The organism is Pseudomonas sp. ATCC 13867 (assembly GCF_000349845.1).
In the GTDB taxonomy this organism is placed as follows: Bacteria; Pseudomonadota; Gammaproteobacteria; order Pseudomonadales; family Pseudomonadaceae; genus Pseudomonas.
This window is the reverse complement of sequence record NC_020829.1, coordinates 2233500-2246974: the sequence shown is the minus strand read 5'-3', so window position 1 is coordinate 2246974 and position 13475 is coordinate 2233500. Positions and strand designations below refer to the sequence as shown.

Annotated in this window: 13 protein-coding genes; 6 read left to right on the top strand and 7 right to left on the bottom strand. The window is 66.3% G+C overall.

Annotated features, from left to right (window positions below):
• Positions 1-58 precede the first annotated feature (58 nt).
• From H681_RS10270 to H681_RS10255, 4 genes are all read right to left on the bottom strand, one after another.
• Positions 59-907 carry a cache domain-containing protein gene (locus tag H681_RS10270; protein WP_041711888.1) on the bottom strand — a complete coding sequence of 283 codons (849 nt, stop codon included), beginning with the start codon at positions 905-907 and terminating at the stop codon, positions 59-61.
• A 97-nt stretch (positions 908-1004) separates the two neighbouring features.
• Positions 1005-1466, bottom strand: a complete 462-nt coding sequence (locus tag H681_RS10265; protein ID WP_015476785.1) for a bacteriohemerythrin — start codon at positions 1464-1466, stop codon at positions 1005-1007.
• A gap of 379 nt (positions 1467-1845) precedes the next feature.
• Entirely contained in the window at positions 1846-2448 is a 603-nt protein-coding gene (locus H681_RS10260; RefSeq protein ID WP_015476784.1) for a glutathione S-transferase family protein, read from the bottom strand.
• A 9-nt stretch (positions 2449-2457) separates the two neighbouring features.
• Positions 2458-3615 carry an aminotransferase-like domain-containing protein gene (locus H681_RS10255; protein WP_015476783.1) on the bottom strand — a complete coding sequence of 386 codons (1158 nt, stop codon included), beginning with the start codon at positions 3613-3615 and terminating at the stop codon, positions 2458-2460.
• Between the two features lie 82 nt (positions 3616-3697).
• On the opposite strand from H681_RS10255, the gene H681_RS10250 reads away from it, so the two are divergent.
• Entirely contained in the window at positions 3698-4141 is a 444-nt protein-coding gene (locus H681_RS10250) for a MarR family winged helix-turn-helix transcriptional regulator (RefSeq protein WP_015476782.1), read from the top strand.
• Here H681_RS10250 and H681_RS10245 read toward each other — a convergent pair.
• Entirely contained in the window at positions 4138-4779 is a 642-nt protein-coding gene (locus tag H681_RS10245; RefSeq protein WP_015476781.1) for a hypothetical protein, read from the bottom strand. The genes H681_RS10250 and H681_RS10245 overlap by 4 nt on opposite strands.
• Before the next feature lie 158 nt (positions 4780-4937).
• Here H681_RS10245 and H681_RS10240 point away from each other — a divergent pair, with 158 nt between their 5' ends.
• Genes H681_RS10240 through H681_RS10230 form a run of 3 tightly spaced genes read left to right on the top strand, consistent with a single transcriptional unit; the run spans position 4938 to position 7963 of the window.
• Positions 4938-5540, top strand: coding sequence for a LysE family translocator (locus H681_RS10240; protein ID WP_015476780.1), 603 nt, complete (start codon positions 4938-4940; stop codon positions 5538-5540).
• An 11-nt stretch (positions 5541-5551) separates the two neighbouring features.
• Positions 5552-6745, top strand: coding sequence for a benzoate/H(+) symporter BenE family transporter (locus tag H681_RS10235; protein WP_015476779.1), 1194 nt, complete (start codon positions 5552-5554; stop codon positions 6743-6745).
• 54 nt (positions 6746-6799) lie between these two features.
• On the top strand, positions 6800-7963 hold the full coding sequence (locus H681_RS10230; RefSeq protein ID WP_015476778.1) for an AAA family ATPase: 1164 nt from the start codon (positions 6800-6802) through the stop codon (positions 7961-7963).
• A 167-nt stretch (positions 7964-8130) separates the two neighbouring features.
• On the opposite strand, the gene H681_RS10225 is transcribed toward H681_RS10230, so the two are convergent.
• Positions 8131-9021 carry a bile acid:sodium symporter family protein gene (locus H681_RS10225; protein ID WP_015476777.1) on the bottom strand — a complete coding sequence of 297 codons (891 nt, stop codon included), beginning with the start codon at positions 9019-9021 and terminating at the stop codon, positions 8131-8133.
• Positions 9022-9490: 469 nt separating this feature from the next.
• The gene (locus H681_RS10220) at positions 9491-10252 is read right to left on the bottom strand and encodes an SDR family oxidoreductase (RefSeq protein ID WP_015476776.1); all 762 of its coding nucleotides are present in this window, start codon (positions 10250-10252) and stop codon (positions 9491-9493) included.
• A gap of 227 nt (positions 10253-10479) precedes the next feature.
• On the opposite strand from H681_RS10220, the gene H681_RS10215 reads away from it, so the two are divergent.
• Positions 10480-11484, top strand: a complete 1005-nt coding sequence (locus tag H681_RS10215) for an NADP-dependent oxidoreductase (RefSeq protein WP_015476775.1) — start codon at positions 10480-10482, stop codon at positions 11482-11484.
• Between the two features lie 216 nt (positions 11485-11700).
• Positions 11701-13437: a SulP family inorganic anion transporter gene (locus tag H681_RS10210; RefSeq protein ID WP_015476774.1), complete on the top strand. Its 1737-nt coding sequence runs from the start codon at positions 11701-11703 to the stop codon at positions 13435-13437.
• Positions 13438-13475 lie beyond the last annotated feature (38 nt).

The following is a 13475-nucleotide window of genomic DNA, read 5'->3' as shown; positions in this document are numbered from 1 at the left end:
CGCCGCCATGAAAAAACCGGCCCTCGGGCCGGTTTTTTCTGCCTGTCATCCCCGCCGGTCAGCGCGTGTAGTAACCCACCGCGACCATGTAGTGACCGACCTTGCGCAGGTAGGCGTGCTTATTCTCCACCTGGGTGGTCACCGGGTTGCGCCACTGGTATTCGAACTCCCCTTCGCCCTGGCCGCGAGCCAGCTCCAGCATGGCGTGGCCGACCGGGTTGCCGCCCGGATCCTTCAGCGAAGCGAAGTCGGTGCCGACCATGCGGTTGTTGAAGCCGTGGGCAACGAACCTGGAAGTGTCGAGATCCACGACGAACACATAAAGATCGTCCTCGATGAAGCTGCTATCCAGCGCGTTTACCTTGCGGAAGGTAGCGTCCGGATCGGTTTCCACGGCCTTCACGGCCTTGTCCAGCATCGCCGCCGCCCGCTCCGGCGTGGCGCGCGGCAGGTAGTAGCCGGTGGCGATGAAGCGCTCGCCTACCCGCTGGTAGTACACGTGCTTGCGCTCGACGCGGCCATCGGACCAGTTCTTCCAGCGGTAGTCCGCCTGCTTCACCTTGCCGCTCGCAGGTTCGGCGAGCGCCTTGGCGAACTGTTCGCGCAGGGCGGGATCGAGCGTCGTCGACACGTCGCGACCGATCAGCACCACCGAAGGCCCGCCGCTGGCCAGCATGGTGCCTTTGCTGTCCACCACGAAGACGTAGAGATCGCCATCGATGAACTCACCCTGGCGGCTGAACGCCGCAAAGGCCTTGTCCCCCTCCTTCTCGTAGTAGGTCACGGCCTTGTTCAGCAGCGCCTGGGCGCGCTTGGCCTCGGCCGGAGCGGCCGTCTGCGCGGCGAACAGGGAAAATGCAGACATCAACAGGGAAACCAGCAACAGCGATTTCAACAGCGTTTTCATACCGATGAGCCCCCCCAGGGCATGTCTTGGCGTTTTGCACTGAGCATAGATAGCCTTGAGGGTTTCGCGCCGGGAAAGGGCCGATTTCCCCGATGATTCAGCCGAAGAAGCGCTTCATCGACCGCGACAGCCAGCCTCCCTGCCCCTGGTCGCGGGTCAGCGCCTGCATTCCGGCCTTCACCGACGCCACGTAGTTGGCGTCGTCGTTGCGGATGTGATTGAACAGCCAGCGACCCAGCAGCCCCTTGAGCTCATCGGCCACGTCCTCGCCGGACTCGAAGCGCATGCGGTAATCGGAAACCCGCTTGATGAACAGCTCATGGACCTTCTTGTGCGCGCGGGTGAACTGGTAGCCGGAGTCCTCCAGCAGGGTTTCCTCGAAAGCGAAATGCGAAAGGGTGTAGTCGACCAACTCCTCGATCACGTTGCCCAGTAGCGCCCGGTCATGCCGTGCCTGTGCGTCGTGCAGTTGGTTGATCATCTCGACGATGCGCTTGTGCTGCGCGTCGATTACCTGGATCCCGGTATTGAGATCCTCCTGCCAGACCAGATAGGCCATCTTCCCCCCTCACTCGCCGGACGGCGACACTGCCTGCAACCCGCGCCCGGCCACAACGGTACGACCGCATGCAGCACGTCCAGACTAGGGAGAGCGACAAAACGCGGCCATGATGCCGGTCAACCCCAAAGCGCCGAAATCATCGGTTTAGAGCGATCATTTCGGACTCGTCCGATTGCATCTTGCCGATTCTCCGCACAGAAGCTCGGATCAACCTGTAGGAGCGAGCGTGCTCGCAAACCGCATGAGCATTGGAGTTGCCGGAAACGGGTTCGCAGGCAAGGACTGGGCGTCCCCCTCGGCCCTGCGAAAAGCCCGCGCGGCGCAACGAAAAACGCCGCTTCCAGGGAAGCGGCGTTTTCAATGGCCGGTCGCCGGGTCAGTCCTGCATCCCCACATGCCGCGGGTGATCGGCCACCCGCGCCAGCCAGGCGTTGATCGCCGGGAAGTTCGACAGGTCGAAGCCGCCCTGGTGCGCCACATGGGTGTAGGCGTACAGGGTGATATCGGCGATGGAATAGCTGTCGCCCACCAGATAGGGCGTCTGCTCCAGTTGCTTCTCCATCACCTTCAGCGCCTTGTAGCCGCCCTTGTGGCAGCGGACGTACTCCTCGCGGCGCTCCTCGGGCAGGCCGAGGTAGAACTCGATGAAGCGCGCCACCGCCACGTAGGGCTCGTGGCTGTACTGCTCGAAGAACTGCCATTGCAGCACCTGGGTGCGCAGGCGCGGTTCGCCGGGCAGCAGGTCGCTGCCGTCGGCGAGGAAGTTGAGGATGGCGTTGGACTCCCACAGGCAGGTGCCGTCTTCCAGCTCCAGCACCGGCACCTTGCCGTTGGGGTTCTTCGCCAGAAACTCGGGCGTCTGCGTCTCGCCCTTGAGGATATCGATGTCGCGCCACTGGTAAGGCAGGCCGAGCAGGTGCAGGGCCAGCTTGACCTTGTAGCAGTTGCCGGAAAGTTGATCGCCGTAGACGGTGTACATGGTCACTCCTCAGTGAGCCTGGGCTTCGCGGATTACCGCAGCCAGGCGACGCAGGCCCTCGCCCGCGCGCTCGGGCGCCACGTGGCTGAAGTTCAGCCGCAGGTAGCCGGGGTTGGCGTCCGGGTCGGTGAAGAACGGCTCGCCAGGCATGAAGGCTACGTTCTGCCGCAGGGCCGCGTCGAGCAGTGTGCGCGTGTCCAGCGGCTGCTTGAGCTTCAGCCAGTAGAACAGCCCGCCCTGGGGCAGGTTCCAGTCGGCCAGCTCGGCGAAGTGCTCCGCCAGTTGCACCTGCATGGCATCGCGGCGGATGCGGTAGAAGTCGCGCAGCTCGGCCAGGTGGCCACGGTAGGCCTCGGTGCCGAACCATTGCAGCGCCTGCCACTGGCCGACACGGTTGGTATGCAGGTCGGCGGACTGCTTCAGGCGCAGCAGGTGCGGGAACAGGTCCGGGGTGGCGATCAGGAAGCCCACGCGCAGGCCCGGCAACAGCGTCTTGGAAACGGTGCCGGTGTAGATCCAGCTGGAGGTCTTCAGGCGGCTGACCAGCGGAGTCGCGGCGCCTTCGTCGAACACCAGCTCGCGGTAGGGCTCGTCCTCGATCAGGGTCACGCCGAACTCGTCGAGCACGGCGGCGACCTCGTCGCGACGCTGTTCGCTGTAGCGCACGCCGGACGGATTCTGGAAGGTCGGGATCAGGTAGGCGAAGGCCGGCTTGCTGGTCTCAAGACGCTGGCGCAGCGCGGCAACGTCCGGGCCTTCGGCGCCCAGCGGCACCGTCAGGCAGTTCGCCCCGAACAGCTGGAACGCCTGCAGCGCGGCCAGGTAGGTCGGCGCTTCGAGCAGCACCTCGGTGCCCGGATCGATGAACAGCTTGCTGGCCAGATCGAGAGTCTGCTGCGAGCCGCTGACGATCAGCACCTGGCTCGCCTCGCAGGGTACGCCCAGCTTGCGCGCGTCGGCGGCGATGGCCTCGCGCAGGGCCGGTTCGCCCTCGCTCATGCCGTACTGGCCCATGCCCGCGGGCATATCGGCCCACTCGACCTTCGGCAGCATGGCCTCGGCGGGCAGGCCGCCGGCGAAGGACATCACTTCCGGACGCTGCGCCGCAGCCAGGATTTCACGAATCAGGGAGCTTTTCAGACGGGCAATGCGTTCGGAGAAGGCCATTGGGGTCACCGGTAGCGTGAGCACGGAGGAATGAGTCAAACTGCTTGACCGAAACTACGACGCCCCGCACGGATACGTCAATATGCCTGACCTAATAAAAAGCGCACTGCAGCTCCAGGCCATCGAAGCGTTCTTCTACAGCTACCGAGCCTTCACCGCGAAACCGGACGAAATGCTCGCCCGCCGCGGGCTCAGCCGTGTCCATCACCGCATCCTGTTCTTCATCGCACGCAAGCCGGGCCTGAGCGTCAGCCAGTTGCTCGCCGCCCTGGGCGTGACCAAGCAGGCCCTGAACACGCCGCTGCGCCAACTGGTGGAAATGCACCTGATCCGCAGCGAAGCGGCCGACAGCGACAAGCGCAAACGCCTGCTGGAACTGACGCCCGAAGGCAGCAAGCTGGAGAAAGCCCTGCGCCGCGAACAGGACCGGCTGTTGCGCCGCGCCTTCAACGAGGCCGGCGAGGATGCGGTCAAGGGCTGGATGGCGGTGAACCAGGCCATCGCCCATCCGCTGGAACGGGATTAACCCGTCGCGCCGTCCAGCTCCCGCGCGCCGCGCAGGAACATCAGCGCCAGGGGGATGGCGCCGACCATCGCCAGCAGCGTGCCGGGCACGAACAGGACGACCGTCGCCAGACACCCGCCGGTCACCACATCGAACCAGCCCATCACCTTCACCGAGGGATAGGGCAGCGGGATCTTCAGCACGCGGATGCCGTACCAGAGCTGGGCGATGCCGCTGGGCAGGAACATCAGCAGGAAGGCCAGCGTGGCGAGGCTGTTGACCTCGCCGAACTGGACGTCGAACACCAGACTGTGGAGCTGCATCAGCACCGCCATGCCGATCGAGATCGCCAGCGGCCAGCGCAGGCCACGGGCACTGAAACGGTCCTCGAGGAAGCGCGTGCAGCGCCAGCTCAGGAAGCAGCCGAGCAACACGCTCAGCACGCTCAACCACACCTCCAGTTGCGGGATGCCGAAAAAGCCCGGCAGGCGATTGACGATCGACAGCCCCAGCAGAACCAGCTCGCTCAGCAGCAAGGCCAGGCTCAACCCCGCCAGCACTCGCAACCCGCCGGCATTCCAGTTCCCGCTGAGGAAAGGCTCCGGCGCCCGGGCGTCTACCAGCTCTACCTTGGGCGCGGCGTAAGGGTTCTGGTCCATTGGCCATAGACTCCAGGCTGACGATGGAGGTGCAACATACTGAGCCCGCCGGGCGATTGCCAGCGCCACTGTACGGCCCACTCGGCGCCTGGCTGTTACGGGACAGCCTCCGTCACCGGCATTAGTCTGCAAGCACAACAAGACCGGTGTATTCCGCCATGCCCATCGAACTCCTCGGCGCCTTCGTGCTGTTCGCCTTCGTCACCTCCATCACCCCCGGCCCCAACAACATGATGCTGCTGGCCTCGGGCGTGAATTTCGGCATCCGCCGGACCATTCCGCACATGCTTGGCATCAGCATCGGCTTTCTGCTGCTGGTGGTGGCCGTCGGCATGGGCCTGCACCAGCTGTTCGAGCGCTTCCCGGCGAGCTACCAGGCACTGCGCTACGCGGGCGGCGCCTACCTGCTTTACCTCGCGTGGAAGATCGCCCGTGCCGGCGCCCCCGAAGCCGCCGATGCGCAAGGCAGCCAGCCGATGAGCTTTCTCCAGGCCGCCGCCTTCCAGTGGGTCAACCCCAAGGCCTGGGTCATGGCAGTGGGCGCCATCGCCACCTACCTGCCGCCCGACGCCTTCATCAGCAACGTGATTATCCTGGCCACCCTGTTCGCCGTGGTCAACCTGCCCAGCGTGGGCGTCTGGACGATCATCGGCAGCCTGCTGCGGCGCTGGCTGGAAGATCCCAGGCGCCTGCGCCTGTTCAATGTCGGCATGGCGGCCCTGCTGGTCGCCTCGCTCTACCCGCTGCTCACCAGCGCCTGATGGAACCCCGTATGACTGACACCGCCCCCGCACGCCTGCGCCCGTTGGCCGACACCTCCCCCGCCGCCGTGGTCGCGGGCTTCGTCGCCATGCTCACCGGCTACACCAGCTCGCTGGTGCTGATGTTCCAGGCCGGCCAGGCGGCGGGGCTCTCCAGCGCGCAGATTTCCTCGTGGATCTGGGCGCTGTCCATCGGCATGGCGCTGACCACCATCGGCCTGACCCTGCGCTACCGCACGCCCATCGTCATCGCCTGGTCCACCCCCGGCGCTGCACTGCTGATCAGCAGCCTGCCCGGCGTACCCTACGGCGAGGCCATCGGCGCCTTCATCGTCTGCGCCGGGCTGATCACCCTGTGCGGCATCACCGGCAGCTTCGACCGCCTGATGCGCCAGGTGCCCGGCTCGCTGGCGGCTGCCCTGCTGGCCGGCGTGCTGTTCCGCATCTGCGTCGAGATCCTCAATGCCGCGCAGCAGCAAACCCTGCTGGTGGTGGCGATGTTCCTCAGCTACCTGGTGGCCAAGCGCCTGTCGCCGCGCTACGCGGTGTTCGCCGCGCTGCTGGTGGGCGTCGTCCTGGCCGGCGTCCTCGGCCTGCTCGACTTCAGCCACTTCCAGCTGGAAATCGCCCGTCCAGTGTGGACCGCGCCGAGCTTCTCGCTGGCCGCCACCATCAGCATCGCCATTCCGCTGTTCATCGTGGCGATGGCCTCGCAGAACATGCCGGGCCTGGCCGTACTGCGCGCCGATGGCTACCAGGTGCCCGCCTCGCCGCTGATCTCGGTGACCGGCGTCGCCTCGCTGCTGCTGGCGCCTTTCGGCTCCCACGGCATCAACCTGGCGGCGATCAGCGCAGCCATCTGCACCGGCCCGGAAGCCCACGAGAACCCGCACAAACGCTACACCGCCGCGCTCTGGTGCGGCCTGTTCTACGGCGTAGCCGGCATTTTCGGCGCCACCCTGGCCGCACTGTTCGCCGCCTTGCCCAAGGCGCTGGTGCTGTCCATCGCGGCGCTGGCCCTGCTCGGCTCGATCACCAACGGCCTGACCAACGCGATGGCCGACGCGCGCCAGCGCGAAGCGGCGATGGTCACCTTCCTCGTCACCGCTTCGGGGTTCACCCTGTTCTCCGTGGGCTCGGCGTTCTGGGGCCTGGTGGCCGGGCTGCTGACCCAACTGGTGCTGAACTGGCGCCGTGCGCCGTAATGGCGCACCCCTTCTGCTAGCATGCGGGCGATTGCCCGAACCGGATCGCCCCGCATGCTGTACACCCTGGCCGTCGCCAACTACCGCTCGATCAACTCGCTGGTGCTGCCACTGGGCCGGCTGAATCTGATCACCGGCGCCAACGGCAGCGGCAAGTCCAACCTCTATCGCGCCTTGCGCCTGCTTGCCGAGACCGCCCAGGGCGGCGTGGTGAATGCACTGGCGCGCGAGGGCGGGCTCGAATCCACCTTCTGGGCCGGGCCGGAAACCCATTCACGGCGCATGCGCACGGGCGAAGTGGAAGTCCAGGGCGGACCGCGCAACGAAGTGAAGCGCCTGCGCCTGGGCTTTGCCGGCGAAGATTTCGGCTACGCCATCGCCCTCGGCCTGCCGCCCCCGCCGGTGGTCAGCGCCTTCGGCCTGGACCCGGAGATCAAGCACGAAAGCATCTGGGCCGGCCCCTGGTACCGCCCCGCGTCGCAACTGGTGGAACGCAACGGGCCTATGCTGCGCGCCCGCGAAGGCCGCAGCTGGCAGGTGCTGGAGCAGCACATCCCGACTTTCGACAGCCTGTTCACCCGGATCGGCGGCGGCTCGGACTGCCCCGAAGCCCTGCTGCTGCGCGAGCAGATTCGCGGCTGGCGCTTCTACGACCACTTCCGCACCGATGCCGACGCCCCCGCGCGCCAGCCGCAACTCGGCACCCGCACCCCGGTGCTGCACCACGACGGCCGCGACCTCGCCGCTGCGCTACAGACCATTCGTGAAATCGGCAACGCGACAGCACTGGAAACCGCCATCAGCGACGCCTTCCCCGGCGCCGAACTGCAGATCGACTGCCAGCCCGGTGGACGCTTCGCCGTGGCGCTGAAGCAATACGGCCTGCTGCGCCCGCTGAGCGCGGCGGAACTCTCCGACGGCACCCTGCGCTACCTGCTGCTGGTCGCCGCCCTGCTCACCCCGCGCCCGCCGTCGCTGATGGTGCTCAACGAACCGGAAACCAGCCTGCACCCGGACCTGCTGCCGGCGCTGGGACGGTTGATCATCGAGGCCTCGAAGCACACCCAGGTCTGGGTCGTGTCCCACGCCAGCCGGCTGATCGCCACGCTGGAGGAGCACCCCGAGTGCAACTGCCTGCACCTGGACAAGGAACTGGGCCAGACGCGCATCCGCGACCAGGGCATGTTCGATGCCCCGGCGTGGCATTGGCCGGATTGAACCTGCTCAGCGGCAGCCGGCGCGCGCCTTCGCAGGATGGCCAGGGCAGCGATCCGCGGGCTTGCGATACCCACGCTGCCCCTGCACGGCCTCGATGAGTATCGCGGCGCTCCCCCATCCTGCGGCGCTCCAAGGGAAACACTGAGCACAGCTCCCTTGCAGGAGCATCAGGCAGGCGCCTGCTCCGGCGCGGTCCTGGTCACGCCACGACTGACCCACCAGCCGAAGAGGCCGGCGGTGAAGAACATCAGCACGCCGTAGATGGCCGCCGGGATCGCCATGGTCTTGTTGTTGAGCAGCATCGGGCTGAGCGCCAGGGCGATGGCGAGGGTGCCGTTGTGGATGCCGATCTCCATGCCGATGGCGATGGACTGAGGCTTGGACAGCTTGAGCAGGCGCGGAATCCAGTAGCCCAGGGCCAGGCTCAGCAGGTTGAAGCACAGTGCCGCCGCGCCGACGATGGGCGCATAGGTGAGGAACGTTTGCCAGTCCTTGGTCACGGCCACGCCGATGATCACCGCCAGCAGCAGCGCGGAGAGGATCTTCACCGGCTTCTGCAGCGCCGCCGCCACGCCCGGCAGCAGACGCCGCACGATCATGCCGATGGCCACGGGGCCGAGGACGATGATGAAAACCTGCACCACCTTGGCGAACTGCAGCGGGATGGTCTGCCCGTCGTTCATGAAGTACAGCAACGACAGGTTCACGATCAGCGGCATGGTGAGGATGGCGATCACCGAGTTCACCGCGGTCAGCGTGATGTTCAGCGCGACGTCGCCGTGGGCCAGGTGGCTGTAGAGGTTGGCGGTGGTGCCGCCGGGGGATGCGGCAAGCAGCATCATGCCCACGGCGAGCGCCGCTTCGAGGGCGAAGCCCAGGGTGATGAGGAAGCACGCCAGGGGCAGCAGGATGATCTGGCACACCAGGCCGATCAGCACGGGCTTGGGGTAGCGCACCACGCGGGCGAAATCGGCGATGGTCAGGGACAGGCCGAGGCCCAGCATGATGATGCCCAGGGCGATGGGCATGAACAGCGTCAGCAAGGGATCGTTGGTCATTATCATTATTCTCCAACTGGAATGGGCCGATTGTTTCGGCCTCTTGGGCGCTTGTAACTGGCCTTGCAGGCCAAAACCACTTCATCCTGTAACAGAATGCGAAAGTTTGTAGCGAACGGGGTGGAATCGTGAGGCGAGCGAGCTTTTTTGTAGGGGCGAGCTTGCTCGCGAACCGCCCAGCGCCGCAGCGGCCGGGAAAGCCGTTCGCGAGCAAGCTCGCTCCTACAGGTCTTTCAGGTCAGAAATGGCGGGGATCTGCCCTCTCCCCCGCCCTCTCCCTGAAGGAAGAGGGAGCTTTCCTCTGCCAGATTGAATTCAGCGTACGCCTGGCACCATTGCGCTCAGAACAGCACTGAACGGCCCGATGTCGATACTTCACCGCACGCCGAACGGCCTCCGCTCCCTTCGGAGCGGACCGCGCAGCCAGGGTTGGGAAAGGGAACGCCCCAGAACACTCACTCGGGGAAGATCAGATCGCCGTCGCCCCGCCATCCACCGGCAAGGCGATACCGGTGGTGAAGCCGGCGTTGTCGCTGCACAGGTAGAGCACGGCGGAGGCGATTTCCTCGACGCGGCCGACGCGGCCCACCGGGTGCATGGCGGCGGCGAACTCGGCCTTCTTCGGGTCGGCCTCGTAGGCGCGGCGGAACATGTCGGTGTCGATCACCGCCGGGCATACCGCGTTGACGCGGATTTTCTTCTTCGCGTACTCGATGGCGGCGGATTTGGTCAGGCCGATCACCGCGTGCTTGGAGGCAGCGTAGATACTCATCTTCGGCGCAGCGCCGAGGCCCGCGACCGAGGCAGTGTTGACGATGGCGCCGCCGCCCTGCTCCAGCATCAGCGGAATCTGGTGCTTCATGCACAGCCAGACGCCCTTCACGTTGACGCCCATGATGGCGTCGAACTCACTCTCCTCGCCGTCGGCCAGCTTGCCCTTCTCGATCTCGATACCGGCATTGTTGAAGGCGTAGTCCAGGCGGCCGTAGGCGGCTACGGTGCCGTCCACCAACGCCTTGACCTCGGCGTCACGGGTCACGTCGCAGCGGATGAAGGTGGCTTCCCCGCCGGCCGCGCGGATCAGCTCGACGGTGGCTTCGCCACCCTTGGCGTCGACATCGGAAACCACGACCTTGACGCCCTGCTGGGCAAAGGCCTGGGCGGTGGCGCGGCCGATGCCGTTGCCGGCGCCGGTGACCAGGGCGACCTGGCCGGAAAGCAGCTGACTCATGAGCGTTCCTCGAAGCAGTGTGGGGATAACCGTCGCAGTCTAGCCAGCGCATTGCGGGCGCGAAGCACTATCAGGCGGGGCGACGTCACTGCATCCATGTCAATGATGATTGCTGCGAGCCAGGATCACTGGCGCCGATGGGCGGACATTCCCCCGGCGGACGGAACTTGCCCCAACGCCGCGCGCGGACTATCACCTAGGCTTTCCCCCTGACTGAGTCCACTGCCATGCCCGCCCAGATCAATCGCCAGTTCCAGCTCGCCCAGCGCCCGGTCGGCGCCGCCACCCGCGATACCTTCGCCTACGTGGAAACCCCGGTCGGTGAGCCCGGCCCCGGCCAGATCCTGGTGAAGAACCAGTACCTGTCGCTGGACCCGGCCATGCGCGGCTGGATGAACGACGCCAAGTCCTACATCGCCCCGGTGGCCATCGGCGACGTAATGCGCGCCCTGGGCGTGGGCCAGGTGATCGCCTCGCAACACCCGGACTTCAAGGTCGGCGACGAAGTGAACGGCGCCCTCGGCGTGCAGGACTACTTCCTCGGCGAACCCAAGGGCTTCTACAAGGTCGACAGCCAGCGCGCGCCGCTGCCGCTGTACCTCTCCGCGCTGGGCATGACCGGCATGACCGCCTACTTCGGCTTCCTCGACGTCGGCCTGCCCCAGGCCGGTGACACCGTGGTCGTGTCCGGCGCCGCCGGCGCGGTGGGCAGCGTGGTCGGGCAGATCGCCAAGATCAAGGGCTGCCGCGTGGTCGGCATCGCCGGCGGTGCCGACAAGTGCCGCTACCTGGTGGACGAACTGGGCTTCGACGGCGCCATCGACTACAAGGCCGAGGATGTCCACGCCGGCCTCAAGCGCGAGTGCCCCAAGGGCGTGAACGTGTTCTTCGACAACGTCGGCGGCGACATCCTCGACGCCGTACTGGCCCGCCTGGCGCCCAAGGCGCGGGTGGTGATCTGCGGCGCGATCAGCCAGTACAACAACAAGGAAGCCGTGCGCGGCCCGGCCAATTATCTCTCGCTGCTGGTCAACCGCGCGCGCATGGAAGGCATGGTGGTGATGGACTACGCCCACCGCTTCCAGGAAGGCTTCAAGGACATGGCGACCTGGATCGCCGAGGGCAAGCTGAAGTCGAAGGAAGACATCGTCGAAGGCCTGGAAACCTTCCCCGAGACCTTGGCCAAGCTGTTCAGCGGCGAGAACTTCGGCAAGCTGGTGCTGAAGGTCTGACGGCCTAGGCGGCTCTGATGCAGGAGCGAACTTGCTCGCGAACACACTTTCCGGCGAGTGCGGTGCTGGGCGGTTCGCGAGCAAGCTCGCTCCTACAGACAAGACTTCGCCTCCCGCGACATTTTCCGCGCTCTGTCTCGATGATTTCCGACAAGCTCTGTTGAGCCATTCCAGCTAGGATTTCCCCTGGTCGATTCCAAGGAAGATCCCCCCCGAATGTCCCTCGCCCGTTGGCTGCCCGGTCTGGACAGCCTGCTGCACTACCGTTTCGACTGGCTGCCGCGCGATGTGCAGGCTGGCCTGTCGGTCGCCGCGGTGCAGATTCCCACCGCCATCGCCTACGCGCAGATCATTGGCTTCCCCGCCCAGGTCGGGCTCTACGCCTGCATCCTGCCGATGCTGATCTATGCCCTGGTGGGCAGTTCGCGGCAGTTGATGGTCGGTCCGGACGCCGCCACCGCCGCGATGGTCGCCGCCGCCATTACGCCGCTGGCCGCCGGCGATCCGCAGCGCCTGCTGCAACTGTCGATGATCGTCGCGGTGATGGTCGGCGCGCTGTCCATCGCCGCCGGATTCGCACGTGCCGGCTTCGTCGCCAGCTTCCTCTCGCGGCCAACGCTGGTGGGCTACCTCAACGGCATCGGCCTGAGCCTGATCGCCGGCCAACTCGGCAAGCTGCTGGGCTACCACAGCGAAACCAGCGGTTTCGTCCGCGGCCTGATCGCCCTGCTGCGCAACCTCGCCGATACGCACCTGCCGACCCTCGCGCTGGGCATCTCCACGCTGCTGCTGATGATCGTCCTGCCGCGCTTCTACCCAAAGGTGCCCGGCGCCCTGGTCGGCGTGCTGTTCGCCACCCTGGCGGCCGCTCTGCTGGGGCTCGACCAGTACGGCATCAAGCTGCTCGGCGAGGTGCCCCAGGGCCTGCCCACGCTGACCCTGCCCCACGCCACCTACGAGGAACTGGGCAGCCTGTTCCGCGATGCGATGGGCATCACCATCATCAGCTTCTGCAGCGCCATGCTCACCGCGCGCAGCTTCGCCGCGCGCCACGGCTACAGCATCGACGCCAACCATGAGTTCATGGCGCTGGGCATGGCCAACATCGGCGCGGGGATTTCCCAGGGCTTCGTGATCAGCGGCGCCGACTCGCGCACCGCAGTGAACGACATGGTCGGCGGCAAGAGCCAGATGGTCGGCGTCGTCGCCGCACTGGTGATCGGCCTGATCCTGTTGCTGTTCAGCAAGCCGCTGGGCTGGGTGCCGGTGCCGGCACTGGGCGCGGTGCTGCTGATGGCCGGCTGGGGCCTGATCGACTTCCGCGCGCTGCGCGGCTTCTGGCAACTGAGCCGGTTCGAGTTCAGCCTCTGCGTGCTGACCACGGTCGGTGTGCTCAGCGTCGGCGTGCTGCCGGGCATCTTCGTCGCCATCATGCTCGCCCTGCTGCGCCTGCTCTATCTCACTTATCGCCCCCATGATGCGGTGATGGGCTGGGTACACGGCATCGACGGCCAGGTGGAGCTGGAGCAGTACCCCAACGCGCACACCCTGCCCGGCCTGGTGATCTACCGTTTCGATGCGCCGCTGCTGTTCTTCAACGCCGACTACTTCAAGCAGCGCCTGCTGGAGGTGGTCGCCGCCGCCCACCAGCCGCGCGCGGTGCTGCTCAACGCCGAGGGTATCCTCAACCTGGACATCAGCGGCCTGACCTCCCTGCGCGAGGTGCAGCAGACGCTGGATGCCCAGGGCGTGCACCTGTCGCTGGCGCGGGTCACCGGCGAGACAATGGCAATGCTCAAGCGCTCCGGGGCGCTGGGCGAGGTGAAACCGCCGCTGGTATTCAGCTCGGTGCGCGCCGGGGTCAATGCCTACCGGCGCTGGCACCAGCAGCGCAAGGCGCAACACAACTGGGACCCGCACTCGCCATCGAATCGGCCCGACCAGCCCCAATAACGCACGGCAAACCGCTCGAGGCGCACCTCAAGAACACT

Excerpts from the sequence above, each read along its gene's own strand:
- H681_RS10270 (WP_041711888.1), bottom strand. The coding sequence starts at position 907 with ATGAAAACGCTGTTGAAATCGCTGTTGCTGGTTTCCCTGTTGATGTCT.
- H681_RS10265 (WP_015476785.1), bottom strand. The coding sequence starts at position 1,466 with ATGGCCTATCTGGTCTGGCAGGAGGATCTCAATACCGGGATCCAGGTA.
- H681_RS10260 (WP_015476784.1), bottom strand. The coding sequence starts at position 2,448 with ATGTACACCGTCTACGGCGATCAACTTTCCGGCAACTGCTACAAGGTC.
- H681_RS10255 (WP_015476783.1), bottom strand. The coding sequence starts at position 3,615 with ATGGCCTTCTCCGAACGCATTGCCCGTCTGAAAAGCTCCCTGATTCGT.
- H681_RS10250 (WP_015476782.1), top strand. The coding sequence starts at position 3,698 with ATGCCTGACCTAATAAAAAGCGCACTGCAGCTCCAGGCCATCGAAGCG.
- H681_RS10245 (WP_015476781.1), bottom strand. The coding sequence starts at position 4,779 with ATGGACCAGAACCCTTACGCCGCGCCCAAGGTAGAGCTGGTAGACGCC.
- H681_RS10240 (WP_015476780.1), top strand. The coding sequence starts at position 4,938 with ATGCCCATCGAACTCCTCGGCGCCTTCGTGCTGTTCGCCTTCGTCACC.
- H681_RS10235 (WP_015476779.1), top strand. The coding sequence starts at position 5,552 with ATGACTGACACCGCCCCCGCACGCCTGCGCCCGTTGGCCGACACCTCC.
- H681_RS10230 (WP_015476778.1), top strand. The coding sequence starts at position 6,800 with ATGCTGTACACCCTGGCCGTCGCCAACTACCGCTCGATCAACTCGCTG.
- H681_RS10225 (WP_015476777.1), bottom strand. The coding sequence starts at position 9,021 with ATGACCAACGATCCCTTGCTGACGCTGTTCATGCCCATCGCCCTGGGC.
- H681_RS10220 (WP_015476776.1), bottom strand. The coding sequence starts at position 10,252 with ATGAGTCAGCTGCTTTCCGGCCAGGTCGCCCTGGTCACCGGCGCCGGC.
- H681_RS10215 (WP_015476775.1), top strand. The coding sequence starts at position 10,480 with ATGCCCGCCCAGATCAATCGCCAGTTCCAGCTCGCCCAGCGCCCGGTC.
- H681_RS10210 (WP_015476774.1), top strand. The coding sequence starts at position 11,701 with ATGTCCCTCGCCCGTTGGCTGCCCGGTCTGGACAGCCTGCTGCACTAC.